We start from the raw sequence: 25386 nt of genomic DNA, 5'->3' as shown, positions 1-25386 counted from the left end.
AAAAGAAGTCGATAGTTTTCTATTGATATAGTAAACTATCGACTACCTGTAAAATCATCAATGTGTCTAAGCTTCCTTGTAATCTGTGTTGCTGAACAGGAAAAAGAAAAAGACCAACCAAGCAATAGCCAAAACAGGAATTACATAAAGCAATGTTGTGAGATCTGGCGCCTCTTCGTAATGATAAGAGAAAATCACTCCAACAAAGGCTAATAGAAGCAGGTTAAAAATGGTAGCCAAGCCCCTTGTCCATCCTTTTGTTCTTTTAACCAGCTCCTTGCGGTTGTCTTTCGACTTTAGCCAGAAATCCTTTTTCGGAATCCATATCAACTGCTTGGGGAAATACATAATGCTGTTGCCGAAAACAGTGATGGAGATGTTCACGAGTAGTAGTGCCATCATCGATGCATAGAAGAAATCTCCTCTTTGCATCATTGTAACACTCTGACCATTTGCATCAAACCACACATTCACTTTTTCAGGCATGTAAATGTAAATCAGTAAGCTAACGCCCAAAAAGGCAAGCAGTGACAATGCCCAAAAGAATTTGATCATCTTCATAGAGTCTGGTCTTTTTTAGGAAATAATCTATAAATAAGGCAAACCTGCCCCTTAATCAATATATTTTTGTGGGGCAAATATAAGGAATAGAACATTGAGATACCTCATTAATCACTCCATGATCTTAAAAGGATATTGTAACCCAAAATTCTATTGCAGCTAACGTGTTGAGAGAGATTTATGCATACTCAATTTGAGTATCGGAAGTGGAAAGTTCTATTGTCAATGATAATGAATCAGATATCAAATGATAGATATGAGAAAAAGAAAGAAACTGATAGGTGTAATAGGTCCAAATGCATCAGCCTGTACCGAAGAAATTTATCATTTTGGAATAGCATTAGGTAAAGCATTAGTCGATGAAGGGTATGTCATTGTAAATGGAGGGATGAAGGGGATTATGGAAGCAGTTTTTAAAGGGGCACATCAGTCTGAAGCATATACATTTGGGACAACTGTTGCCATTATTCCTCATGATGAGAAGGAGTACGCCAATGAATACGCTGACATAGTTATACCTACAGGAATCGGCATTGCCAGAAATCAGGTGATAGTCAATACTGCTGATATCATTGTAGCTGTGGCTGGCGGCGCAGGAACACTTTCAGAACTTGCTTTTGCATGGCAAAAAGGAAAAAGTGTGGTATGTGCTACCCAATTTGGTGGGTGGGCACAAGCGTTGGCAGGAAAGCAATTGGATAAGAGAAGAACTGAACAGTTTGGAGTGGCTGATAACCTAGCGGATATCTTACAGTTTTTGAAGCATAATGATTAAGGAGAAACAAGAAACCTGTATGCAGATGGATGAAATCAAGATTAGGGATGGCGTACTTTTTTATGATGAACATTTTTATAAAAATGATGAAGCAGATCAATTGTATCAGCTCCTTGAAAATGAAATAGAATGGGAGCAGGAGGAGTTAAAGATTTTTGGGAAATGGTATAAGGTGCCACGGAAGACCGCTTGGTATGCAGACAAGGGTGTCCGGTATAAATATTCTGGAGTGGTTCATGAACCTATTCCTTGGACGGCAGGGTTGCTTGAAATGAAAGCAAAAATTGAAGCATATACTGGACATAGCTTCAATAGTGTTTTGCTTAACTGGTACCGAAATGGTTCTGACAAAATGGGATGGCATGCTGACAATGAATCTGAGTTGGGGGAGAATCCTATAATAGCCTCTTTGAGTTTTGGGGAAACCCGTCGGTTTGACCTCCGATATCAAGCAGATAAAACAGAGCCAAAGGTGCAATTGCATTTGGCTCATGGTAGTTTACTTATAATGGGAGGTACAACCCAACATTTTTGGCAACACCAGATTCCTGTTCAGAAGAAGATTGAAAAGGGAAGAATTAACCTGACTTTTCGCCTGATAAAAAGCCGAACCTAGATCTGCGTTACAAAGACCTTGGAAGATTCTACTCTTTCTACCCGTATAGGTAATCCACTTTCCAAAAAGCGTCCTTGCGTTCTGACTTCATAAATCTCACCGCCAAATTCAGCAGTACCCATTGGTCTCAAAGCAGAAATTGTTTTGCCAAGGTCTCCTACCTGAAGCGGAACCACATCTTCATTGACTTTGCTTGTGATCTGGTCTTTGAGTGCAAACCTGTTCCAAGTATTAGACCTGAAACTCCAGATAAAGGCAATAGCTGTAGCTATACCAGTACCTAGTAGAATTAGGTGTCCGGTGGTGTCGCCGAAATAATCATAGCCAAGGTATACACCAGTAACAGCAGACAGAAAGCCGAGAATTCCTGCAACTGTGGTTCCTGGAATAAAGAAAAACTCGACAATCATTAAGATTACCCCAACTCCAACCAACGAAAATACTGTTATCAGTTCACCCATTATTACTGAATTATTTTTTGAAAAACTTACCTGAAGTGTTGTCATAGCTAATGTGATAGCTACCACTCTGAAGCTCTCCGCAATCGACCTCTTTTGCAGTTCCTTTCATGACAACCTTTCCATATTTATCCATTACCATATAATTGACCTCTCTAGAGAAGTGAAGCATTTTGGAAACCCTCTGTGGAAAGAAGGATACTTGCTCCAGTTCAGCCATATAATCAACGACTGGCGATAGTTCTGTAGCCTTGTCAGGTCTTACATATTGTATCTGATATAGGTTTTCACCACTGTGGTGGACTACCTTGAATTCATAGGCATTGTGTTTGCCACTTCCTTTGCCATAGACCAAACCGTATTCCTTCCATTCGCTATGTTCCCTCTTAAGTATAACAAAATAACTGTCCGCAACTTCACCGGTGGTTTTCCATGTGATAAGTGCAGGCGTAGCTTCTGTAAAGGTAAAGGCAAAGTTTGATTTTTGCTTAATGGCGTTTGGATTAAGGATTTTGGGTTCGCATCCTGATCGGTGGAATATTCTGATAGTTACATCCGTGTTCTTTTCAAGATAGGATAGGTCAATCTCAAAAGCAGAAGCACTGGGAGTCTTTAATTCCTTGTCATTGACTGTAATTCTTTCAATACAGAAATTGCCTGATTCATCCGCAGAATTTTGGATGTATAGGTTAGTTCCTTGGTATGTACCTTGGATTACAAGCTCAGCAGCATATGATGACGCAGACGCGATCAATGCCAAACAGGTTACCGCCATTAAGATCGGTAAGCGTAGTAGATTGTAGTTCATAAATTGCTTGGTTAAAGCTTTTAGAATGCAATAGAAGTAATTGGGTTCATTATTATCAGAATGTGGCAGTCAATCAATTCGCCAAAAAATCCCTTCCCAATATGCTATATTCACTGCAATTCTGAATACTTTGTTTAGCGCTATTTAATGATAGATGCTAATAATTGTATATTTCATATATTCATCACAAATATAAAAACTATAATCAATATTAAATAAATTGAAATAAATCTTAACATTATCGCTTATAGACATAGGCAGTTGTCTTAATGTATACATTTGTGTTAATATAAGATTGACTTGCATTTAGCTAACTAATAAGGAAAACCAATATTACTATAACTATTAAAAATGAGACTTTTCAAAGATTTATGGATAGGAGTGAAAATTCTGCTCCTACTTGTATTTTTCCAATTTCAAGGAGTGCAAGAAGGTGTAGCTCAGGTAAGAAGGGCGCTCTTGATCGGAATCAATGAATACAATTCCAATAATGCTGTAGGAGAATGGCAAAATCTGGAGGGTGCTGTCAACGATGCTCAGTCAGTTGCGAGTATGCTAAAAGCCCGCTATGGCTTTAAGTCAAGAAATATTGAACTGTTGACCAAAAATGCTGAAACAAGTAGAAAAGGTATCGTCAAGGCATTTGAGAAAATCACAGAAAAGGTGGAATCAGGAGATGTGGTTATGTTCTATTATGCGGGACATGGTACGCAAGTCCGTAACAGTTCCTTTTATGAGGAAGACAAGCTTCATGAAGCAATTGTACCTTCAGACGGTAGCAAAGGGATAGACCGTTATATTTTGGATGTTGAAATGAACCACTATTTCAATCAGATTCTGGATAAGGGCGCACAACTAAATGTGATCATAGACGGGTGTCACAGTGGTTCAGGTAGTCGAGGTAAGTTGAGTATTGAGAGCTATAAGACTCGTTACGTGCCATCTTCAGCCTTGGATATCAAAAAGAAATTTGAAAAGTCAGTCAGCCTTGCAGAAAGAGGGGCAATGGTACTTTCGGCAGCCCATGACTTTCAGTTGGCAAAGGAATTCAAGGACTTAAACAACAACTCACACGGTGCATTTACCTATGCGCTTCTGAAAGCTATGCAAACAGGAAATGCGAATGAGCCTGTTGCCAACTTGCATAAGCGTATCAACTCCATCATGAAGTATCATGCAATACCTAAGCAAAATCCTGTGATTGAGGTAAGTAGTGACCGAGCGTCACAACCACTTTTTGGTGGTGTATCAGATGGTGGTCAGTCAGAGAAGTTGATGATTGGTGTGATTGATGCCAAGGAAGATGGTTATCTGGTATTGGATGGAGGGTATGCAGTTGGCATTAATAAAGGAAGTAAACTTGTTAAGCAACTTGATAATGGAGATAAGGTTGAGGTAGAAGTAGAGAGTGTCAACGGGTTAGTAGAGTCTGTAGGAAAAGTTAAGTCTGAGGCTGATTATGGTAAAATAGAAGCAGGAGATTTACTCGAACTGGATGGTTGGATGATTGGCGGCGAAAGCTTCTTGACTGTTTGGAGTCCTGATGCCGTATTTTCTGAAGCAGAATTGAAGACTCTTTCTGAAGAAGTACAGCGACTAAAGTCTGACATGATCACCCTTGTAAAGGATCCAGTTGAGGAAGAAGTAACGCATCTGCTCACTTTTGTAAATAATGAATGGGTATTGGTTGACTGTTGTGGAAGCCCTGAAGTGAAATTAGGAAGTAAATTGACGGCAAAGAAGTTACGTAATATTCTGAAGGCTGAAAAGTGTGGTAAAGTAGCTTCAGTAAAGTTATTTGTGAATTTCCCGCCACCAACTTCATTGCTGACAAAACTGAAGCAAAGTTTTGGAGACAATAGCAGCGTTCAGTTTACCACCTCACCGTCCTCAGCAAACTATATTTTGACAGGAAGCTACAATAGTGGAAGTGGACTGTCTTACGGTTGGGTACATGCTCATCTTGATGCTCAAAAAAGTCAGCAGGCAGGAGAGAAAGAACTTGATCAGGATCACCCAATGCCTATCAATTCTGATTGGCAGTCATTGAAAGATGGTGTAGAGTCTGTAACAGGTATGTTGGTAGACCATGCCTTGCAACTTGGTAAAATCAAGTCGTGGTTGACGTTGGAGTCTCCTCCTTCGACTTTCCCCTACAGTATCGCCATGAAGAATGCCAATACTGGAGCCATATTGGATGGCGGAGTTCTGACTTCGGGTAACTCATATGGGTTGGTACTTGTGAAAAATGTTGAGTTGTACAAACAATGGGATGAGCAAAACCAGTTTGTCTATGTTTTTGTAATCGACAGCCATGGTGGTATGTCATTGGTTTTCCCAACTGCTAATTCAGGGTTGGGGGAAAATGGTATCAAACAAATGGGCTTGAAGGATGGCTTCTATATCAAGGAAATCCCCATAACAGGTCCGACAGATATTGGAGTAGTTCCTCCATATGGAACAGATAACCTTATAATGCTGACATCAGATAACCCAATTAGCGATTTGTCTGTTTTTCAGTCTGTGGGAGTCAAACACGGCACTACAACTGCTCGAGGTAGTAGTCCAGTTAAGCTTTCAGCATTGGAGAAGTTATTGCAAAGCAGAAGCAAATCTACACGTTCTAAACCTGAAAGAACTCCAAATACATGGTCTATAGAGCATGTTCATTTTACTTCAGTAGAGCGAAACAATGATTAAAACCTTGACAAATAAAACCAAATTAAGAATGAGGCTGAAAATATGGTTGCTATCAATGCTATGTCAGTTGATGGCTTTCGGACTGATGGCGCAGAATATTCCTGATGAGCTGTATGTCTTGAATACAAAAGTTAGGATTACACAAGGAGGAAAAGCTGAAATTGCGAAAAAGGTCAACTCTCTAACGAGTTACAGCATAGGTTTTCAGGAATATGTTCACCGATGTGATATTTATTTTCCACAGATCACCAAAGTGTTCAGAAGAGAGGGTGTCCCTGAAGAGTTTAAGTTTTTGGCGTTACAAGAAAGTACGCTGAAACCTGATGTTGTCTCCAAGTCAAATGCAGTTGGGTACTGGCAGTTCAAGATCGAAACAGCCCGTGAAAGAGGCTTAAGGGTAGACGGTAATCCTGAAGAAGCAGGAGTTGAGATTGACGAACGCATGAATATTATCAGTTCCAGCGAGGCAGCGGCAGCTTACTTGAAAAAAAGCTATAAGTACCTTAACTCATGGGTATATGCACTTTTGAGCTACAATACAGGGTTGACAGGCTGTAAAAACTGGATTGAGCAAAACAGACTCGATCCTTACAATATTACAGTAGATGAAAATACCCATTTCTACATACTGCACTTTTTGGCAAATTATATAGCCTTTAAGGATCAGGTTGAGTTAAATGCCCCTGCAATCAGTTTGGTGCCTTTCAATACCAATGGCAGAACACTCCAAAGTATTTCAACTGCTGTAGCAGTGGACGAAACTAAAATGTCAGAGTATAACCAGTGGTTAAGAGTAGATGGTTACATCCCCTCAGATAAGGTTTATACAGTTTTGCTTCCTGCAGCAAACTTTGAAGAGGCAACTGACTTGATGGCTGCAGTAACACCTATCAGTTCTTCACGATCAAGAGGACGTAAAAACTATGTTTACGATGAGGCATTCCTAAACGAGTACCCATTTATTTTTAAAGACCCAATTCTCTCAGAAACAACAGATGTTAAAAAGTTGAGAAGAGTAAATGGCTTAAGGGCAATTGTGGCGAAAGAGGGTGATGACATGAAGTCTTTGGCAAAGAGTGCAGGAATTTCAAGATGGAAATTTAGAAAGCTAAATGACTTGTCTCGAAAATATAAAGTGGAAAGTGGTACATTTTTCTATTTGGAGGAAAGGCCAGATCAAATCATGTTAGGATCATATTACTTGACGCAAAGCGGAGATAAGTTACCTGAAATCGCAAAACGATTTGGTATTGAACTCAAAAGCCTCAGGAAGTTGAATGGAATAGGGAAGAATGAGGAAATAGGAATGGGGAGAAAGATATTTTTCAGTAAGTAAAATTTAGGATTAAGTATATACTGATTGCGTAGGGTTTCTTAGGATTGCCCTACGCAATTTTTTTTTAATGGCTTTTGTCAGTAAAATTGGAAATATTTTATCTATGAAAGGAAATTCAGTCCTTTAATATGGAATAAGATGACTAAATGAATAAATAACCCAACCAACCTGTGAAAATAACCGAACATCTGGCTAAGGCAAAAAAGCCGCTTTTCTCAATAGAGCTACTGCCACCACTGAAGGGACAAAGTATTCAGTCTTTTTTTGACTCAATAGACCCCCTGATTGAGTTCAAGCCATCTTTTATTGATGTTACCTATCATAGGGAAGAGTATATTTACAAGAAAAGGGAGAATGGGCTATTGGAAAAGCAAAAGGTCCGAAGACGTCCCAGTACTGTAGGAATCTGTGCTGCGATTATGAATCGGTATCATGTAGACACAGTTCCACATATAATTTGTGGAGGTTTTAGCCGAAAGGAGACAGAGGATGCGTTGATTGACCTAAGTTTCTTGGGGGTTGAAAATCTATTGGTACTTCGAGGCGATGCACTGAAGTCAGAGAAGGCTTTTGCTCCTCATCCGGAGGGAAACCAATTTGCAACAGACTTGATTTGTCAGGTTTCGAATATGAATAAGGGAGTGTTTTTGGAAGAGGTTGTCCAAGAACAAGCTTGCACAGATTTTTGTATTGGCGTGGCAGGATATCCTGAAAAGCACTTTGAGTCGCCTAATATGGAAAGAGACCTTTTCTACTTGAAACAAAAAGTAGAGATGGGAGCGCAATATATCGTGACACAAATGTTTTTTGATAACCAGAAGTATTTTTCTTTTGTAGAAAAATGCAGGGAAATAGGTATTACAGTGCCTATTATTCCAGGACTAAAACCTCTTATTACAAAAAAACAGATGACTGTATTGCCAAGTATATTCAAGATTGATATTCCGAATGAGTTGGCTTTGGAAGTTGAGAAATGTAAGAATAATGATGAAGTGAAACAAGTCGGAATTGAGTGGGGAATACAACAATGCAAAGAGTTGATAGAGCATGATGCACCTTGTCTTCACTTTTATACCATGAACAGGTCAACCTCTGTTCAGGAGATTGCCTCAGCTCTTTTTTAGGTGGTTTGAATTGATTAATATAAAACTGAGTCGGTCTGAGAAGTCGATAAAAGCTAAAAATATAGCCTTTTGGAAGGGATTATGATTTTTTTTGGAAATGCTATCTTAATTGCCCTATTGGTTTATGGATTGTGGCAGAAGAGCAAAGGAATGCCATTGGAAAGGCACTTTTTCCTATCGTTGGTAGTAAAGGTGGCAGCAGGTTTGGCTGTAGGGCTGATTTATCAGTATTACTATGGTTATGGAGATACCCTGGTACTTTTTAAGGATGGAGAAGTATTGAGACATATCGCTGTAGCTGATTTTTCAAGGTATGTAGAATTCTTATTCAGCCGAGACTATTATGAGCCGCAAGATATTACGGCACTTTTGAGTAATAATAACCCTCGTGCCATACGTTTTGCCAAATATATCAGTGCTGTAAACTTTCTGACTAATGGCAACTATTGGATAACTAGTGTTTATTTTAGCCTTTTTGGGTTCGCAGGAATTTGGTTTTGTGCGAATATGCTTGCCCATACAGTAAAAGGAGCATCTAATGCTGCTGCTATAGCCTTTTTTTACTTTCCATCATTTGTCTTCTGGAGTAGTGGTATTTTGAAAGAAAGTGTGCTTTTGGGTGCGATAGGAGGTCTGACAGCGATTCTAGTACCGTGGGTATTAGGGTTTAGAGAAGGGAAGTGGAAGCTATCGGCTCCAAAAGTGCTATTGACGATCTTTCTTACCTACATCATCTTTAAGCTGAAGTATTATTATCTGGGTGGGTACCTTCCTGCGATGATGGCTTTGGCGCTAACAACGTGGTTGAATGGGAAATTTTCTTTTCCAGAAAAAAGAGGAATGGTACTGCTGGTAGGGATTTATTTTTTGGTGCTGTTTATGTCAACCAAGTTACATGTCAATCTACAGTTGGAAAATTTCTTGGGTGTATTGGTCGAGAATACGGAAACCATGAGTAGGAGTACACCAAACAAGGAAAACCTGATTATATACCATGATCTTTCACCGAGTGTTGTGTCCATTTTGAAAAATTTGCCCAAAGCCTATTTGGAGGGAACCTTCAGACCTTATATATGGGAAGAAGGAAACTGGCTGAAGAAAGTGGCAAGTATTGAAAACATTTTGCTTGCAGCAGTGCTGGTATTGGCAGCATTGCGTCTAACCAAGTTCAAAGTTTGTGATCAGTACAGGTTTTTGATGTTGAGTGGCCTGCTATATATCTTGCTTATGACACCACTGCTGGCAATAGCAGCCCCAAATATTGGAACATTGGCACGGTATAAGGCAGGGTTTTCCCCGTTTCTGCTATTTATAGTTTTGGTCGAATTGCTACCGAAAACAGCCTCTAAGAAAATATTACAAGAAAAAACCCTCTCAAAAGTATGAGAGGGTTACTGCTGTTATATTAAATAGCTTCTTCTTCTGATTCTCCGTCTGCTGATCCCAGTCTTCCAATTTCTTGGTCAATCAACCACATACCTTGAGGGCTGTCTTCTCCGATGATGTCAAATACATCAATCACTCTTCTTGCCAAATCTTCCTCTTCACGTTGCTCTTCTACAAACCATTGCAGGAACTGGAATGTACCCCAATCTTTGTGTTGGAAGCAGTAGTCTACCAGTTCATTGATCGACTTGGTTACTTTTACTTCGTGTTCCAATACGTTTTCAAAGATTTCTCTCAACGAGTTAAATGAATGACGTACTGGTGGAATATCAGCAGCCAATGCATGTCCGCCAACAGTATTGATATATTTAAAGATCTTCAGCATGTGACCTCTTTCCTCTTCAGCGTGTCCGTAAAGAAAGTTGGCTGATTGTTGAAAACCTTCTTTCTCACACCATGATGCACAAGACAAGTAAAACTGAGAAGACTCATCCTCCATCTTCACTTGATTGTTCAGCATTTCTTCTACTTCTTTTGCTAGTGAAGTCTTTAACCTCTTAACTTGTTTCATGTTTACTTATTTATGGAGTTTTGTTTGAAATTTCGAAAAAATAATAATTTTCAAGTTGTATTCAGAAAGTAAAATGATCCATTTTACCAACATTATGTTTTTGAGATGTGTTTGTCAAAATTGATAGATGATCTAATAATGACAAAATCAACGACATAAAGTAACGATATTGGACATTTGTTACTGATATATTCTTTTGAACTTTTTACTACCAAAAACATGCTACTATGACTACTGACAACACATTCATTCCTTATACCCCTCAGCAGTTTAGTGAAGAGGAGATGCAAAGCCGTGTAGCGGCATTTAGAGCGTATATGGATCAACGGAGAAGTATCCGTGAATTTTCTGACAAGCCTATCCCTGATGCTATCATCAGAGATATTATCATGGCAGCATCAACGGCTCCTTCAGGTGCTCACAAACAACCTTGGACTTATTGTGTGGTGACTGACCCTGAAATTAAAAAGCAAATCAGGAAAGCTGCTGAAGAAGAAGAGTACGAAAGCTACCACAACAGAATGTCAGATCAATGGCTGAAAGATCTGGAACCACTCGGGACTGATTGGCATAAGCCATTTTTGGAGGTAGCCCCGTGCCTGATTATCATCTTCAAGCGAGTGTATGAGCTAGACCAAGATGGTAAAAAGCGAAACAACTATTATGTGAATGAGTCTGTAGGCTTATCAGCAGGAATGCTGTTGACAGCAATTCATCAAGCAGGGCTAGTCTCACTTACCCATACACCTAGTCCGATGAACTTTCTTCAGAAAATATTGGATCGCCCCGAAAACGAAAGACCTTACTTGTTGATTCCTGTAGGGTACCCTTCAGCGGGTGTTACAGTTCCAGACCTTACGAGAAAACAAGAAGATGAAGTAATTGTTTATTACTAACCTTCATTTTTACAAAAAACAAGCAGCCATAAACATCATCCTGTTTTGGCTGCTTGTTATTTCATTTATCAGGTATTACCTGTTCATCATATAGGCGCCTGCCACCAGTAAGCATCCACCAATAACTTTTTGAATGGAGATAGATTGTTCGGGTAAGCCAAGGAAACCGATATGGTCATAGAGCATCCCGATAATCAACTGGCCAGCAATAATCAAAGTAAAGAAAGCGGCTAACCCAATCTTTGGTCCAATGATTACACTGGAAGTAACAAAGATTGCCCCAAGCATTCCTCCCAAAAACTTCCACCAACTGATTTCACCAATACTTCCGAAATTAGATAGGTATTGGCTGTTGCCTGAGCCAAAGGTGAAAATTAGCAGGCAAATTACGCCAACGGTAAAGTTGGTGATAGCAGCCATTAGCGGATGTCCCAAGTCCTGTTTGATGGCGTTGTTGATGGAAACTTGTGTAGCCAGTAATCCACCAATGATGATGGACGCGGTATAAAAAATCCAGTTCATTTTGTTACAAGTACTTTTCGTTTCTTTAATCTTCCTACATACCTCATCACGATGTAGGAAATGACTATACCTGTGCCAAGCCCTTCCATTACGATGATAATTGAAAGTGAAAGGGGAGTCAGGTAACTTCCGTGAGAGGCTTTTTCTCTTAGCTGTGACATGTCGTCAGGCTGCAAGTTAAAATAAATGAACAGGAAAAAAGCAAAACATAACACGCCTATGGCTGTGGTAAGAATGCCTACAATAAAGCCATTGAAATAATTAAAGTGTTCAGGATATTTTTTTCGGTATTCTCGTACTGCTTTTAGTACATATATCAGGTGAATGATAAAGTTAAAGATGCGGAGTTCCATTCTTTCAAAAAATCCCGCCCATTTCATTCCAAGGAAATAGCAAATCAAGCAGAAAGCCATCAGCAGGCCATGCTTCCATTCAATTTTGTTGTCTGACATAAGTTTTTGGGTTGGTGAGTTAGTGTTTTGATCGGGTTATCAGTTGTCGCGTTGATATGCTTGTACAGCAAGTTAGTGTTTGTATCTAAAATACAAATTTGAGTATAAAAACGATAGGTCTTGATCTGAATCTCTATTGGACTTAAAGAAGAATAAGTTCAGGGGAGGTGAAGTAACCTTTGGAGTTCGGGAAATAAAAAAACACCTCATTAATCATTGAAATTAATGAGGTGCGTTCTGCTTTATCTTGACTTGAAATTACTTGATTCCAAGTTTTTTCTTCAGTTCTTTAGGAATTGCATCCCTGTGAACCATAAAGTTCATGGTCTTGTACTTAGTGTAAGCTTCTGAAGCATAGAAGTAGCCATCACAGTAGTTTGACTTGCCCCAAGAGTTTTTCACGATGTAGTACTTAGTTCCTTTTTGGTCTTTGGCAATACCCACAATGTGCATTCCATGGTCATCAGTAGTTTGGAAGTTGTCAAATGCTTCCTGACGCATCTCCTGAGTGATTTCCTTTTCCTTTACAGGGTGGATAAATGCTTCGCCATATTTTTGGGCCCCAGCATCGTTGAAGTATTTGCTATCTTTTCCTTGAACGCTCAATGTGTTGGCATCCTCAGGCATGATAGCCAAACCTGCACGGTAGTTAAATCCTTTTTCAGAAACGTCAGCACCCCAGGCTATTGAGTAACCATTCATCAGGGCATTGTCCATTACCTGCATCATTTCGTCTAGTGGCAGGTTGTAAGACTGCAGTCCCATCCAGTTGTCAGGCACTTCCAGTGCAAATTGGTTATAGAAAGGGTGATGTGTATATGAAGTGATCGAAACATAGTCATCCATGTTCAGTCCAACTTCCTTGGCAAATGACTCAGGTGTATATTCCTTGCCATTGTACTCAAATTTTTCAGGAAGTGCTCCTACGTATGAGTCCAGTGTTCCTTCAACTGCATTTCTCCAATAGGTAGAAGGTTGCTTTTGCTTTACAACAGCATCCACAATGCCTTTCAGTACATCATCCATTTCCATATGGTCATAACGCTTGGCATTTTCGTCAAGACCAGTGTATACGTCAAATGGAACAATACCGTAATTTTTGATCACATATGCCACATCGTGGAAGGCTCCACCTGCACCAAAGTTCAGGTTGCCGTGCATGCGTATATATTTTTCAGCTTTATCAGGGTAGGTATGTCTTACCACGAACATGGGAGAGAGATCGATTTTCTCTTTGCCCATTCTTTCCATTTCAGTTTCGAAGAAAGAAAGCGTTGAGAAGCTCCAGCAAGTACCGGAACGTCCTTGGTTTTTGACAGCTGTCGCATCCAAAGACTTTACCACATTAAACTGGTATTCACTTCCCTCATTGTTAGTTAATTTGACCTCTTCCTGCGCATGTGCTGCCCCAAATGTTAGTCCTGTAGCAAATGCTGCTACAGCAATTTTTTTAACGAGTTCTTTCTTAGTCATGAATATGTTATTTGGTTAACAATGCTGCAATGTAATATTTTCATTTCAAATAGGATAAAACACATATATGTTCATGTGGAATTGTTAACAATAAATAGAGTGCTGATAATGAAAAACTTTGCTTTTCAAGATGAGTTTTGAAAGGAAAAATCATTTTACACGAAATGAAGTTTTAGTAACATTGCATTTGGCGAAAATTATATTGCTGCCCACATCTATTTTCGTGACTAAAATCTTTCAGACACAACGACAACCACATATATCCATGAGAGTTGTAGATATAATTCAAAAGAAAAGAGATAAGCAACCACTTTCAGATGCTGAAATCAGGTTCTTGCTCGAAAACTATTTGTCAGGAGATGTTCCTGATTACCAGCTGTCAGCATTTCTGATGGCAGTGTATTTCAATGGGATGAATGATGAAGAGTTATTTGAATTCACTGATGTTATGATGAATTCGGGTGACTTGATTGATTTTGCTGGCATTAACAGGTTCCTGATTGACAAGCATAGCACAGGTGGTGTGGGAGATAAGACCAGTATTGCCTTGGCTCCTCTACTTTCTGCTTTTGGTATTGGAACGGCAAAACTGTCAGGTAAAGGCTTGGGGCACACAGGTGGTACAATTGATAAGTTTGAGTCCATTGCTGGCTTTAGCTTTCCTCAAACAAGAGAAGAGTTGGTAAATGTAGTCAACAGTACAGGAATCGGAATCATGGGCTATTCAGATTCAATCGTGCCATTGGATAAGCAGCTGTATGCTTTACGCGATGTTACAGGTACGGTACCAAGTATTCCGTTGATAGCCAGCAGTATTATGAGTAAGAAGCTGGCAGTACACGCTGACGGCATTATACTGGACGTAAAGGTGGGAAATGGCGCCTTTATGAAAGACATTGATCAGGCAAAGAAACTGGCGGATACCATGCTGAGAATTGGCAAGCGATTCGACCGGAATATTATGGTAGTGCTTTCCAATATGGATCAGCCATTAGGGAATGCTGTTGGGAATAGTCTGGAAGTGATTGAGGCGATTGAAACATTGAAAGGATTGGGTCCTGAAGATTTCACTGAACTGGTAGTGACTTTGGCGGGTATTGCCCTTTTGATGAAGAAAGATGTTAAGACCTTGGAAGAAGGGATTGAAAAAGCCAACGACATGATCAATTCAGATGTGGTTTTGGACAATCTAAAAGCTTTTATCAAGGCATGCGGCGGTGATGAGAAGATCGTCAATGACTATACTAGGTTGCCGATCGGAAGGGAGACTAGAGAAGTAGTGAGCATGAAAGAAGGGTATATACACCGAATCATGGCAGAAGATATTGGTAAGGCTGCGATGATTTTAGGTGCAGGGCGAGCTACAAAAGATGATGTCATTGATCATGGAGTGGGAGTTGTTTTGAGAAAGAAAGTTGGTGATACAGTGCAGACAGGAGAGTCTTTGGCTACAATCTATTACAATGATATGGAACATGTAGATAGCGCTAACAAGATGATACTTGGAGCTTACAAAGTGGAACCACATGAGACCTCTACGCCACTTGTGATAAAAGAGATTTTGAAATAGCCGTTTAGCTTTACTTTAAAGCTGTATATTGATAAGTGTTAATTGTTTGGGTTAGGAATTACCTGAAGTGTAGAAATTATGATCGGGTAATGATAAACCATTCAACAAAATAATTAAGAAGATGAATTTGAATAAATATATCGACCATACTGTACTTTTTGCTTATGCTACCGAAGAAGACGTAAAGAAACTTTGTACAGAAGCCAAAGAGTATGAGTTCTTCTCTGTTTGTGTCAATTCAGGATATGTCAAATTGGCGAAACAGGAACTGGCAGGCTCTCAAGTGAAAGTTTGTTCAGTAGTAGGTTTTCCGCTAGGGCAAATGGATACTGCTTCCAAAGTATTTGAAGCCAAGCAAGCTGTTGCCAATGGAGCAGAAGAGATTGACATGGTGATCAACGTTGGGATGCTTAAATCAGGCAAGTCTGAATATGTATTTGAGGAAATCCGTCAGATCAAGGAAGCAATTGGTGACTATGTACTGAAGGTAATTATCGAGACATGTTACCTGACTGATGAGGAGAAGAAGTTGGCTTGTGAGCTTTCGATAAAAGCAAAAGCGGACTTTGTGAAAACTTCTACTGGTTTTGGTACAGGTGGTGCTACTTACGAGGATGTACAGCTGATGTTGGATACTGTAGCTGGAAAAGCGAAAGTAAAAGCTTCAGGTGGAGTAAGAGATGCTGAGACTGCCAAGAAGTATATCGATATGGGAGTACAGCGATTGGGTACCAGTAGCGGTATCAAGATCGTAAAAGGTGAAAATGCTGGGGAAGGAAGCTACTAGGTAGCAATATTTAGAAATTGAAATTAGGAATATGAGTAAGATCAATAGAATTGCACTAATCGTTTTGGATAGTGTAGGTATTGGGTTTGCTGAGGATGCCGCAGATTATGATGATCTTGGGGCTAATACCCTTGGGCATATTTCTGTAGCTGCAGGGCTGAGTGTGCCAAATATGGCAGCTTTAGGACTTGGAAATATTGCCAAGCTGAAAACCGTTCTTCCTGCGCAAATACCTACAGGTGCATATGGCAAGGCGAAAGAGGTATCAAAAGGAAAGGATACAACCACTGGACATTGGGAGATTGCCGGTCAGGTATTGGAGCAAGCATTCCCAACATACCCTGATGGTTTTCCTGAATCTATCATAAAGGAGTTTGAACAAAAAACAGGTAGAGGTACTATTGGTAACAAGGTTGCATCTGGAACTGCCATTATTCAGGAGTTGGGTGATGAGCATGTGAAGACAGGAAGCCTGATTGTTTATACCTCTGCGGATTCGGTGTTTCAGATTGCGGCTCACGAAGAAGTGGTGCCGTTGGAAGAACTTTACCGTTATTGTCAGATTGCCCGTGAAATGACAGATGTTGGGCGTGTAATTGCTCGACCTTTTGTGGGAGAAAGTGGTGCATATGTTCGTACTTCCAATCGTCATGACTATTCTTTACAACCTGACCACACCGTATTGGATGACCTAAAGGCGGCTGGACAGGAAGTAATGGGAGTAGGGAAAATTTCTGACATTTTTGATGGTAAGGGCATTACACAAAGTACTCGTACCAAAAACAATATGGAAGGGGTAGATGCAACCATCAATTACCTAAAACAGGATAATAAAGGGTTGATTTTTACCAATCTGGTGGATTTTGATATGCACTTTGGCCACAGAAGGGATGTGATAGGCTACCGTGATGCCTTGGAAGAATTTGATGCAAGGCTTCCAGAGCTATTGGCAGCCATGAAGGAAGATGATTTGATGATCATTACAGCAGACCATGGCAATGACCCTATATTTAAAGGAACAGACCATACGAGGGAACATATCCCGATTATTGTTGCTGGACCTAAAGTAAAGCCTGTAGATATTGGTTTCAGACAATCATTTAAGGATATAGCAGATACTGTAGGGGAGTTGCTTCTTGGTGAGAAAAAAGCAGGCAGCTTTGCCGACCATATTGTCTGATAATCGCTGCTGTTAAATGCCCTTTTATCTATTTTAACTTGAATTACTTTTACTAAAAATCTTCATAGAGATGAGTATACATATTGGAGCGAATCCTGGAGACATCGCAGAAGTTGTACTGATGCCAGGAGATCCTTTGAGAGCAAAGTTTATAGCTGAAAACTATCTTGAAAACCCAGTGCAATACAACAATGTAAGAGGCATGTTGGGTTTTACTGGAACATATAAAGGACACCGTATCTCGGTTCAAGGGTCAGGTATGGGAATTCCTTCAATTGGAATTTATGCCCACGAGCTAATTACTGAGTTTGGTGTAAGGAAACTGATTAGAGTAGGGAGCTGTGGCTCTTTCCAGCCTCATGTGAAAATTAGGGATATTGTATTTGCAATGTCAGCTTCAACGGATTCGTCACTGAACAAGAATGCATTCAGGGGAATGGACTTTGCACCAACAGCTGATTTCGGAATGCTGATGAAGGCATATGAAACGGCTACAGAAAAAGGAATTAAGCCACACGTAGGAAATATCCTTTCTTCCGATGTTTTTTATGGGGATGATCCAGATGAGTGGAAGCGTTGGGCAAAGTACGGTGTGTTGGCTGTAGAAATGGAGACAACAGCATTGTATTCAATTGCAAGCAAACTGAGAGCTAAAGCAATGACGATACTTACTGTAAGTGATAGCTTGGTGACTTCAGAGGAAACAACTTCAGAAGAGCGTCAGAACTCATTTACTGAAATGATGGAGATTGCTTTGGAAGTGGCCATTTCTTAAGCGTATACCTGTAAAACAGAAAGACCTTGCTTTATTGGAAGCAAGGTCTTTTTGTTTTCTCTTTTTACTATGCTATTTATTAGCTTTCCAGCTGTTATACACTTGAACAACTTTCTGGAAATCATCCTTCTTGTGTTTTTTAGCTTTCAAGTCCTCACAAAGCTTGGGGTAGTCTTCAAAATATTTACTTGCCTGTTTGATAAACCACTTGTCCTCCCCAAAATTAAAGGTAGCATGCGTTTCTTCTGCGATCACAGTAGTGTGTGGTTCTCCATTCCTGAAACAAGTGTAAAATGTAGAGCCTGGAATAACAGAAGTGCCACTTCGGGTATCTTCTTTTTTGTAGGAGTAAAGGGTAGCTGGACCTCTCTCTAATACAAACATCCAATAAGGCCCATAGACCTTATTCTTGCGCACGTAGGATTTTACTTTCTGTTGCTCCATTTCTAAAGTTCCATCTTCAAAATGGAAAGCAACCTTTTCAAGTTCCTCTCCCATAACCATAATTTTCTTACCATCCTCTGAAGGTTTGAATTTTATGCCTTTGTTTCCATGGTCAGGAAGTTTGGCAAATCCTTTTGTGGTATGTCCGTCTTTGTAGAAAAGTGTTGCAGGTAAAAACTTTTTCGCAAATGAAGCAGAGGAAATCAGAATAAGGAAGCACAAGGTTAAGGCTAGTGATAATCTTGTTTTCATAAAGTAGGGTTTTGAGTGATAGAAAAAATCATATTATCTCAAAACGGGTTCGTCAAAATGTAGTTGTAGCACATCAACTATTTGAAAGACAAGACATGTAAGGTTCAAATTTCTTCTACAAAAAAAGACAGCCCATATAGAGTTGTACTTTTAAGCTTAAGTTCATTGATCATCCAAAAGAGGGATAGTAGACTACAGCTGGATTAGTAAAACTGAATTGAGGCTGTCTTAAGTGATGAACTTTAGAATGAAAGAACGTTTTTAACAAGCGTCTTTTTTCAAATCTTGTCCTTCTGTTGAGTTAAGGTCAAACCCAGGTGTCAAACACTCAATGATATTGACTAAGTCACCTAGTAAGGAAGTAAGGACGTCATCAAGGAAGTCAAGTAGGCTACCTATAATTCCGCCAAGCAATCCGCCACCTAAAGTAGTTTTTGTCTCATGTCTTAAGTACAGGCCTTCCGATAATAACTCAGGAGTCAAGTCAATACAGATTGTGATTTTGGTATATGGATCCATAGCCTTGGCGACAATTCCGTCTGTTTCTGAAGTTCCTGTTCCTGAGCATAGTGCAATGATGTTCTCGTTACTTGTATTGTTGTTGATTTCTACCACTAGCTTGTTGCTGAGTCCTAAGCCACTATTGTCTACCCATCCAACAACATTGGCATGAACACCATCACCTAAAGAAGCATCTGCAGCTGCAATAAGCCCTTCTTCATTACAGATTAAACAATCGGAACTTCCAGATGTACAGTCTTCAGGTGAGTTCAGGAATACTTCTGTATAACTATCCAGTTCGTTGATATAAATGGCATTGGACTGTATGGAAGTCTTTCCTTCCATCTCATATTGTACTTGAATCCCAATGATATTGTCGGCGTATTTGATTCTTAGGTAAGTATTCTCTGTTGAAGTACCTTCAGTGTACAAAGAGCCATCTGCATTGAGGTAAACAAATGGTAATGGATCGGCTGTTATTGTACCATAGTTATCCAAAACTCCGTAAACGGAGAAGCCTGTCTGTACTGGAAGCACACTATTCCACCCCTCGGAACCACAATCATAGTATTGTGTACTGATTTGAATATCCAACATTTTTTGGAGTCCAACTTCATATCCTGACATGCCAAAATCAAAGCTGTAATTGATTTCACCTACCCAGTAAACCAATATTCTTTGTTCATTGATGGTGCGGGCTTGAATGCTGATACATGTTGGGGCAACGTCTAAGAAAAGCAGGTTGGCGACTTCGTCTTCAATGGTTGGCTTGGCAAAAATAGGTTTGTAAAACTTACCTGAGATGGAAATAGCACCTGCTATCGTATTTTCTTCTCCATCTTCCAGTTCTACTGTGATTAATAAGTTGGTAAGTCTCCATTCTCCTGCATCAAGTTTCTGTATTTCGGAGGCAATGATTTTACCATTGTAAACTTTTACCGACTTGCTGTACCATTTCTTTTCAATAAAGGTTTCACTGTCGCAGCTTGTTACTTTCTCTAAGCTGTAATGCATTACAAGTGGGCGATCCTTTAGGGTAGGGTCCAAATGTTCCCAGAAATTATAGAAGTTGACCACTTCTGCAATTCTTGAGTTGTTTTGTGCATGGTTTACAAACGAGAGGGAAAGTGATCCTTGATCGGGGTTAGGGTCGTCAGAATTGTTACAGGCATATATACCCAATAACAAGACAGCCAAAAGCATTAGGGATTTGGTTTTCATGGTTTTAGTTAAGTATGAGTGTATAATGGGTGAGTCAAAAAAGTGGTTGATAAATTATTCGCATTTTAAAATTGCCTAATAATGGGAGACAAGACATTGTAAAGAGGCGACAAAGTTGATTTAAAGCGGAATAGAGGATTAGTATTTAACGTGGATTACGGATAATACCGTCCTTTCAGGGCTGAAAATATCATTTGCATGGCGAAGGACTAAAGTCCATCGCTGATATATTTTGTCCCTTCAGGATTTTTGCACTGAAAGGGCTTTATCTAATAGCGATGGTTGTTGCATGCGCGATTATCCCATCGACACGATGTATCCAATATCTTACCCTAAAAGGACGTAATAATGGTTCTGCAAATCCAAAACTTACGTTATTTAGGAATTTGACCTAAAAAAAAAGCCCCTGCACATATTGAATGGCAGGGGCGTATATTTTTAAGTCTGTAAGACTAAATGCTCAATTAGTAAAGTGCTGGGAAAGTCTTAGGGTCTGACTCGCTCATCAGTTCATAAGCTGCATCGAAGATGTCCTCAGCATTTGGCTTAGAGAAGTAATCTCCATCTGAAGCATATGCAGGACGGTGTTCTTTAGCCGCAATACATACTGGTTTTGAGTCTAACCAACGGTATGCATCCTGCTCATCCACCACTTTCTGCATCATGAAGGCAGTAGCACCACCTGGTACGTCCTCATCAGCAAAGATGACACGATTAGTTTTCTTGATTGACTCAACAATGCTGTGGTCAATGTCAAAAGGAATCAGTGACTGAACGTCAATTACTTCAATGTTGATGCCTACTTTAGATAGTTGCTCAGCTGCATCCATCACGATTCTACACATTGAACCATAAGTAACTACTGTAATATCTGATCCTTCACGGATTACTTCAGGCTGTCCAAGAGGAGTTGTGATCTCTCCGATATTCTTAGGCATTTTTTCCTTCAGTCTGTATCCATTCAGACATTCAATGATCAGAGCCGGATCGTCAGATTTAAGCATGGTGTTGTAGAAACCTGCTGCTTTAGTCATGTTTCTTGGCACCAATACATAAATACCTCTCAAGCTGTTTAGCAACATACCGATCGGTGAACCGGAGTGCCATACACCTTCCAGTCTGTGTCCTCTTGTACGGATAATCAAAGGAGCTTTCTGACCGCCTTTAGTTCTGTATTGTAGACAAGCCAAGTCATCAGCCAATGTCTGTACAGCGTAGTATATATAGTCAAGGTACTGGATTTCTGTGATAGGTCTCAAGCCTCTCAGTGCAGCACCGATACCTTGTCCGATGATGGTTGCTTCACGGATACCTGTATCAGTCACTCTCAGCTCACCATGTTTTTCCTGAAGTCCAGCAAATCCTTGGTTTACGTCACCGATTCTACCAACATCCTCACCGATAGCAAAAACACGTGGGTCACGGCTCAGGATGTCATCAAAACAAGCCTGCATTACCTCACGGCCATCTACCATTGGGCTGTTGTCATCATATTCAGGAGTGATTGCCTCAATATTCATGGCAGACTCCTCAGACTCACTGTAAAGGTAAGAGCTAAAACGTTCCTTGTTTTCTTCAAGGGACTTAGTCAACCAGTTCTGTAATTCTGATTTGATAGGCGCATTGTCAAAACGAAGCTCTCTCAAAGCCTTACGAACAGCCTTTACAGCATCCATTCTGATTGGGTTGAGTGTTTTTTCCAACTCATTCGCCAATGACACCAATACCGCTTTCTCAGGCATAGACTTGGCAACTCTCTTGAGCAGGTCAAGTGCTTCGTTATGCTCAGCTTTCATTGATTTTACAAATGCATCCCAAGCATTCTTACGAGCTTGTTTCACACGATCAATGGCCGCTTTTTCGATGCTTTCAATCTCTTCTTCAGTAGCGAAGCCTTCTTCAATCACCCACTTCTTAAACTGAAGTACACAATCGTGTGCTGCTTCCCATTCCAAACGCTCTTTTGTCTTGTAGCGCTCGTGAGATCCAGAAGTAGAGTGACCTTGAGGTTGTGTTACTTCCTGTACGTGCAACAGTACTGGTACATGTTCGTCACGACATACTTTCTCAGCAGTAAGATATGCCTGAATCAGCTCTGTGTAGTTCCAACCTCTAGCACGGATAATCTCGTAACCATTGCTACCTTCTTCTCTTTGGAAACCTTTCAATACCTCAGAGACATTGTCTTTAGTCATTTGGTAGCTGTTTGGTACAGAAATACCGTAGCCATCATCCCAAACTGACATTAGCATAGGAACTTTCAGTACACCTGCTGCATTGATAGACTCAAAGAAAAGTCCTTCAGCAGAAGATGCGTTACCAATCGTACCGAATGCAATTTCATTACCTTTATTTGAGAACTGCGTAAATTGGTGCAGATCTTTATTTTCTCTATATAGTTTTGAAGCATAAGCCAAACCTACCAGTCTTGGCATCTGTCCAGCAGTAGGAGAGATGTCTGAGCTGGAGTTTTTCTGCTCCATCAGGTTTTTCCAAGAACCATCCTCGTTGAGACTTCGCGTAGAGAAGTGAGAGTTCATACAACGTCCAGCACTCGAAGGATCTGCTTCTACATCAGTATGGGCATACAGTTGAGCGAAGAACGCTTCAAGTGTAAGCTCACCAATGGCAAACATGAAAGTCTGATCCCTGTAGTAGCCTGACCTGAAATCACCGTTCTTAAAGGCTTTTGCCATTGCAATTTGAGCTACTTCTTTACCGTCACCGAAAATGCCAAACTTGGCTTTTCCCATGAACACTTCCTTTCTACCCATGTAGCTTGCGTGGCGGCTCTCCAAAGCAATACGCAGATCATTGAGAACCTCTTCCTTTACGAAAGTTGGCGTATATATCATGTCTTTTACTTCCACTTTATGAGATATAATTGGTGAATAAAATCGTCATTTCTTGTGCTGGGACTCTCCCAAATCTTTCGCAAAATAGAGAAAAAATCCTATTAATTAAATTCAGGTCACAATGCCCTGAAAAGGAAAATTTTCCATTTTTACAATTTGACAGATAAGAATATTGGTAATTGTAAGTTACGCAATATCTTTTAAAGGTGTAATACTTACGTTTTTAAAATAAAATTTTATTTAACGCTAAAAAACAAGTCATATTCGTCTAAATATTTTACGAATGACTGTTTATTGGAAATAATGTTTTGTGTGTGGGTGGAAAGTTAGGTTTGATTTGAATGAAGTGTAAATTAATCAAAAATGAATATTTACAATATTTATTACGTAATGTTGGCTGCTTGGTTCATATTCTTCCCAAAAATCAGTCAAAATAATGTCAAAGATTGGCAATTAATCAAGGAGAAAGGAGAGATAAAAGTCTGGTATAGAGTTAAAAGTGACGGGCATCGGGAGTATAAGGCTGAGATGGTAACTAAAGTCTCTGTAAAAGAGATTGTTGACCTGATTCAGAACGATGAGTTGGGTACAAAATGGATCAATAGAGCTGTAGCGTTCAAGACTATCGATCAGGAAGCTGATAGCAGTTGGTATACTTACACAGAAATAGAAATTCCATGGCCTTTTGACAATAAAGACTTGGTTTCTTACAATAGGGTGTTTTATCAATCTCCGGATAGTGCATTTATAAAAATGGATGCAGTTCCTAACCATATCCCAGAAGAAAAGAACAAAGCCCGTATTGTACATATGGATGCCAGTTGGGCGGCTAAAAGCCTTGATGAGCAAAGTTCAGTGCTTACTTATACTGTAGCCTCACACGCTTACGGGTTACCTCCTTGGATAGCACAGCCTATCGTAGCACATGGTCTCTATACAACATTGCATGATATGGATAAGGTCTTGCAGGAATAAGTGGGGTTCGCCATTTTTGTGCCGAATAAATAGAATCCTGAAATTTTACAATTAAAGATAAGCCATTCATGACCAATCTGATAGTAGTAACAGGGCCTACTGCAAGTGGTAAGACAGCGTTTGCGGCGCAACTTGCTGAGCGGATAGGAGGGGAGATCATCAGTGCCGATTCCCGACAGGTTTACAAAAAAATGAATATAGGAACAGGTAAAGACTATCAGGACTATACAGTTAATGGAAAGCAGGTCCCTGTTCATCTGATAGATATCCATGATCCGGGCTATAAGTACAATGTAAGTGAATTTGTAGAAGACTTTTGGCGTGTCTATAAGGAGATACATTCAAGAGGATTAATGCCAATCCTTTGCGGGGGAACAGGTATGTACATTGAGGCGGTACTCAATGATTATGAATTGAAAGCTGTACCTGTTGATGAAGACTTGAGGGAATCTTTGGAAGACAAATCACTGAATGAACTGTTAAGCTTGCTGGATAAACTTGGGGCACCTTCATATTATACTGATAGGAAGCATAGAAAACGAACCTTGAGAGCTATTGAAGTAGCCACTTACCTGAAAGCACATCCCGAAATAGAGGAAACTACGACAGAAAAACCACAACTTTCCGCTTTAGTGATAGGAATGGAGATCGAAAGGGAAGTTAGGAGAAAGAAAATCTCTAAGAGGCTCGAACAAAGATTCCAAGAAGGAATGGTCAATGAAGTGGAGGAGTTGCTTACAACAGTTGATGCTGAAGACCTGATATTCTATGGACTTGAGTACAAATTCATAACGCTTTACCTGCAAGGGGAAATGAGTTATGAGGAAATGAAAAAGAAGTTAGAAACTTCCATCCATCAGTTTGCAAAAAGACAAATGACTTGGTTTAGAAAAATGGAGCGGGATGGCAGTGAGATTCATTGGCTGGATACAAGATTATCAATGGAAGAAAAAATCAAAAAAGCAGTCATGTGGCTTGAAAATAAAGACAAAAGTTAGTTCATAACTATTTTTGTCTTTAAATTGTTCTATTTCAGAGTGAATGCAGTTTGTTCTTTTTAGGTAATCTATATCATTATTTTACTGAGACAATTCTGCCAAATTTGTGTTCGCCTTAAAATTGAAAACTAATTAACTATCTATACTAGA

Annotated in this window: 23 protein-coding genes; 13 read left to right on the top strand and 10 right to left on the bottom strand. The window is 39.8% G+C overall.

Annotated elements, in window-relative coordinates; genetic code table 11:
- Nucleotides 1-66 precede the first annotated feature (66 nt).
- On the bottom strand, nt 67-561 hold the full coding sequence (locus V6R21_RS18190; RefSeq protein ID WP_334245012.1) for a hypothetical protein: 495 nt from the start codon (nt 559-561) through the stop codon (nt 67-69).
- 256 nt (nt 562-817) lie between these two features.
- Here V6R21_RS18190 and V6R21_RS18185 point away from each other — a divergent pair, with 256 nt between their 5' ends.
- Both V6R21_RS18185 and V6R21_RS18180 read left to right on the top strand, forming a co-directional pair.
- On the top strand, nt 818-1336 hold the full coding sequence (locus tag V6R21_RS18185; protein ID WP_334245011.1) for a TIGR00725 family protein: 519 nt from the start codon (nt 818-820) through the stop codon (nt 1334-1336).
- A complete protein-coding gene (locus V6R21_RS18180) occupies nt 1329-1952 on the top strand; it encodes an alpha-ketoglutarate-dependent dioxygenase AlkB family protein (RefSeq protein WP_334245010.1) in 624 nt (207 codons plus the stop codon). The genes V6R21_RS18185 and V6R21_RS18180 overlap by 8 nt, the downstream gene beginning before the upstream one ends.
- On the opposite strand, the gene V6R21_RS18175 is transcribed toward V6R21_RS18180, so the two are convergent.
- Together V6R21_RS18175 and V6R21_RS18170 are read right to left on the bottom strand one after the other, a co-directional pair.
- Nucleotides 1949-2413, bottom strand: a complete 465-nt coding sequence (locus tag V6R21_RS18175) for an NfeD family protein (protein WP_334245009.1) — start codon at nt 2411-2413, stop codon at nt 1949-1951. The two genes, V6R21_RS18180 and V6R21_RS18175, sit on opposite strands and share 4 nt — an antisense overlap.
- A 10-nt stretch (nt 2414-2423) precedes the next feature.
- On the bottom strand, nt 2424-3218 hold the full coding sequence (locus V6R21_RS18170) for a hypothetical protein (protein WP_334245008.1): 795 nt from the start codon (nt 3216-3218) through the stop codon (nt 2424-2426).
- Between the two features lie 351 nt (nt 3219-3569).
- On the opposite strand from V6R21_RS18170, the gene V6R21_RS18165 reads away from it, so the two are divergent.
- The 4 genes from V6R21_RS18165 to V6R21_RS18150 all read left to right on the top strand — a co-directional run bounded on the left by V6R21_RS18165 (nt 3570) and on the right by V6R21_RS18150 (nt 9764).
- Nucleotides 3570-5918, top strand: coding sequence for a caspase family protein (locus V6R21_RS18165; RefSeq protein ID WP_334245007.1), 2349 nt, complete (start codon nt 3570-3572; stop codon nt 5916-5918).
- Between the two features lie 28 nt (nt 5919-5946).
- Nucleotides 5947-7254: a lytic transglycosylase domain-containing protein gene (locus V6R21_RS18160; RefSeq protein WP_334245006.1), complete on the top strand. Its 1308-nt coding sequence runs from the start codon at nt 5947-5949 to the stop codon at nt 7252-7254.
- A 170-nt stretch (nt 7255-7424) separates the two neighbouring features.
- The gene (gene metF / locus V6R21_RS18155) at nt 7425-8378 is read left to right on the top strand and encodes a methylenetetrahydrofolate reductase [NAD(P)H] (RefSeq protein WP_334245005.1); all 954 of its coding nucleotides are present in this window, start codon (nt 7425-7427) and stop codon (nt 8376-8378) included.
- Nucleotides 8379-8459: 81 nt separating this feature from the next.
- Complete coding sequence (locus tag V6R21_RS18150) at nt 8460-9764, top strand: hypothetical protein (RefSeq protein ID WP_334245004.1); 1305 nt, start codon at nt 8460-8462, stop codon at nt 9762-9764.
- A gap of 19 nt (nt 9765-9783) precedes the next feature.
- Here V6R21_RS18150 and V6R21_RS18145 read toward each other — a convergent pair whose 3' ends face one another.
- Complete coding sequence (locus V6R21_RS18145; protein WP_334245003.1) at nt 9784-10335, bottom strand: ferritin; 552 nt, start codon at nt 10333-10335, stop codon at nt 9784-9786.
- Between the two features lie 227 nt (nt 10336-10562).
- On the opposite strand from V6R21_RS18145, the gene V6R21_RS18140 reads away from it, so the two are divergent.
- Entirely contained in the window at nt 10563-11231 is a 669-nt protein-coding gene (locus tag V6R21_RS18140) for a nitroreductase family protein (RefSeq protein ID WP_334245002.1), read from the top strand.
- 75 nt (nt 11232-11306) lie between these two features.
- On the opposite strand, the gene V6R21_RS18135 is transcribed toward V6R21_RS18140, so the two are convergent.
- The 3 genes from V6R21_RS18135 to V6R21_RS18125 form a co-directional block, all read right to left on the bottom strand.
- Nucleotides 11307-11753 carry a DMT family transporter gene (locus V6R21_RS18135; RefSeq protein ID WP_334245001.1) on the bottom strand — a complete coding sequence of 149 codons (447 nt, stop codon included), beginning with the start codon at nt 11751-11753 and terminating at the stop codon, nt 11307-11309.
- The gene (locus tag V6R21_RS18130) at nt 11750-12205 is read right to left on the bottom strand and encodes a DUF4199 domain-containing protein (protein ID WP_334245000.1); all 456 of its coding nucleotides are present in this window, start codon (nt 12203-12205) and stop codon (nt 11750-11752) included. The genes V6R21_RS18135 and V6R21_RS18130 overlap by 4 nt, the downstream gene beginning before the upstream one ends.
- A gap of 258 nt (nt 12206-12463) precedes the next feature.
- Nucleotides 12464-13678: a C1 family peptidase gene (locus V6R21_RS18125; protein WP_334244999.1), complete on the bottom strand. Its 1215-nt coding sequence runs from the start codon at nt 13676-13678 to the stop codon at nt 12464-12466.
- Nucleotides 13679-13943: 265 nt separating this feature from the next.
- On the opposite strand from V6R21_RS18125, the gene V6R21_RS18120 reads away from it, so the two are divergent.
- The 4 genes from V6R21_RS18120 (at nt 13944) to deoD (ending at nt 17990) form a co-directional block, all read left to right on the top strand.
- Entirely contained in the window at nt 13944-15248 is a 1305-nt protein-coding gene (locus V6R21_RS18120) for a thymidine phosphorylase (protein ID WP_334244998.1), read from the top strand.
- A 121-nt stretch (nt 15249-15369) separates the two neighbouring features.
- Nucleotides 15370-16035, top strand: coding sequence for a deoxyribose-phosphate aldolase (gene deoC, locus V6R21_RS18115; protein ID WP_334244997.1), 666 nt, complete (start codon nt 15370-15372; stop codon nt 16033-16035).
- A gap of 31 nt (nt 16036-16066) precedes the next feature.
- On the top strand, nt 16067-17215 hold the full coding sequence (locus V6R21_RS18110; RefSeq protein ID WP_334244996.1) for a phosphopentomutase: 1149 nt from the start codon (nt 16067-16069) through the stop codon (nt 17213-17215).
- A gap of 70 nt (nt 17216-17285) precedes the next feature.
- Nucleotides 17286-17990, top strand: a complete 705-nt coding sequence (gene deoD / locus V6R21_RS18105; RefSeq protein WP_334244995.1) for a purine-nucleoside phosphorylase — start codon at nt 17286-17288, stop codon at nt 17988-17990.
- A 72-nt stretch (nt 17991-18062) separates the two neighbouring features.
- Here deoD and V6R21_RS18100 read toward each other — a convergent pair whose 3' ends face one another.
- The 3 genes from V6R21_RS18100 to V6R21_RS18090 all read right to left on the bottom strand — a co-directional run bounded on the left by V6R21_RS18100 (nt 18063) and on the right by V6R21_RS18090 (nt 23263).
- Entirely contained in the window at nt 18063-18686 is a 624-nt protein-coding gene (locus V6R21_RS18100; RefSeq protein WP_334244994.1) for a hypothetical protein, read from the bottom strand.
- A 261-nt stretch (nt 18687-18947) separates the two neighbouring features.
- Nucleotides 18948-20408, bottom strand: a complete 1461-nt coding sequence (locus V6R21_RS18095; RefSeq protein WP_334244993.1) for a hypothetical protein — start codon at nt 20406-20408, stop codon at nt 18948-18950.
- A gap of 464 nt (nt 20409-20872) precedes the next feature.
- Nucleotides 20873-23263: an alpha-ketoacid dehydrogenase subunit alpha/beta gene (locus V6R21_RS18090; RefSeq protein WP_334244992.1), complete on the bottom strand. Its 2391-nt coding sequence runs from the start codon at nt 23261-23263 to the stop codon at nt 20873-20875.
- A gap of 363 nt (nt 23264-23626) precedes the next feature.
- Between V6R21_RS18090 and V6R21_RS18085 the strand changes: the two genes are divergently transcribed.
- Both V6R21_RS18085 and miaA read left to right on the top strand, forming a co-directional pair.
- The gene (locus V6R21_RS18085; RefSeq protein ID WP_334244991.1) at nt 23627-24238 is read left to right on the top strand and encodes an SRPBCC family protein; all 612 of its coding nucleotides are present in this window, start codon (nt 23627-23629) and stop codon (nt 24236-24238) included.
- A gap of 68 nt (nt 24239-24306) precedes the next feature.
- Nucleotides 24307-25236, top strand: a complete 930-nt coding sequence (gene miaA, locus V6R21_RS18080; RefSeq protein ID WP_334244990.1) for a tRNA (adenosine(37)-N6)-dimethylallyltransferase MiaA — start codon at nt 24307-24309, stop codon at nt 25234-25236.
- Nucleotides 25237-25386 lie beyond the last annotated feature (150 nt).

The sequence above is a fragment of the Limibacter armeniacum genome, from assembly GCF_036880985.1.
GTDB lineage: Bacteria > Bacteroidota > Bacteroidia > Cytophagales > Flammeovirgaceae > Limibacter > Limibacter armeniacum.
The sequence above is the reverse complement of the archived record's forward strand: the minus strand, read 5'-3'. Positions and strand labels throughout refer to the sequence as shown.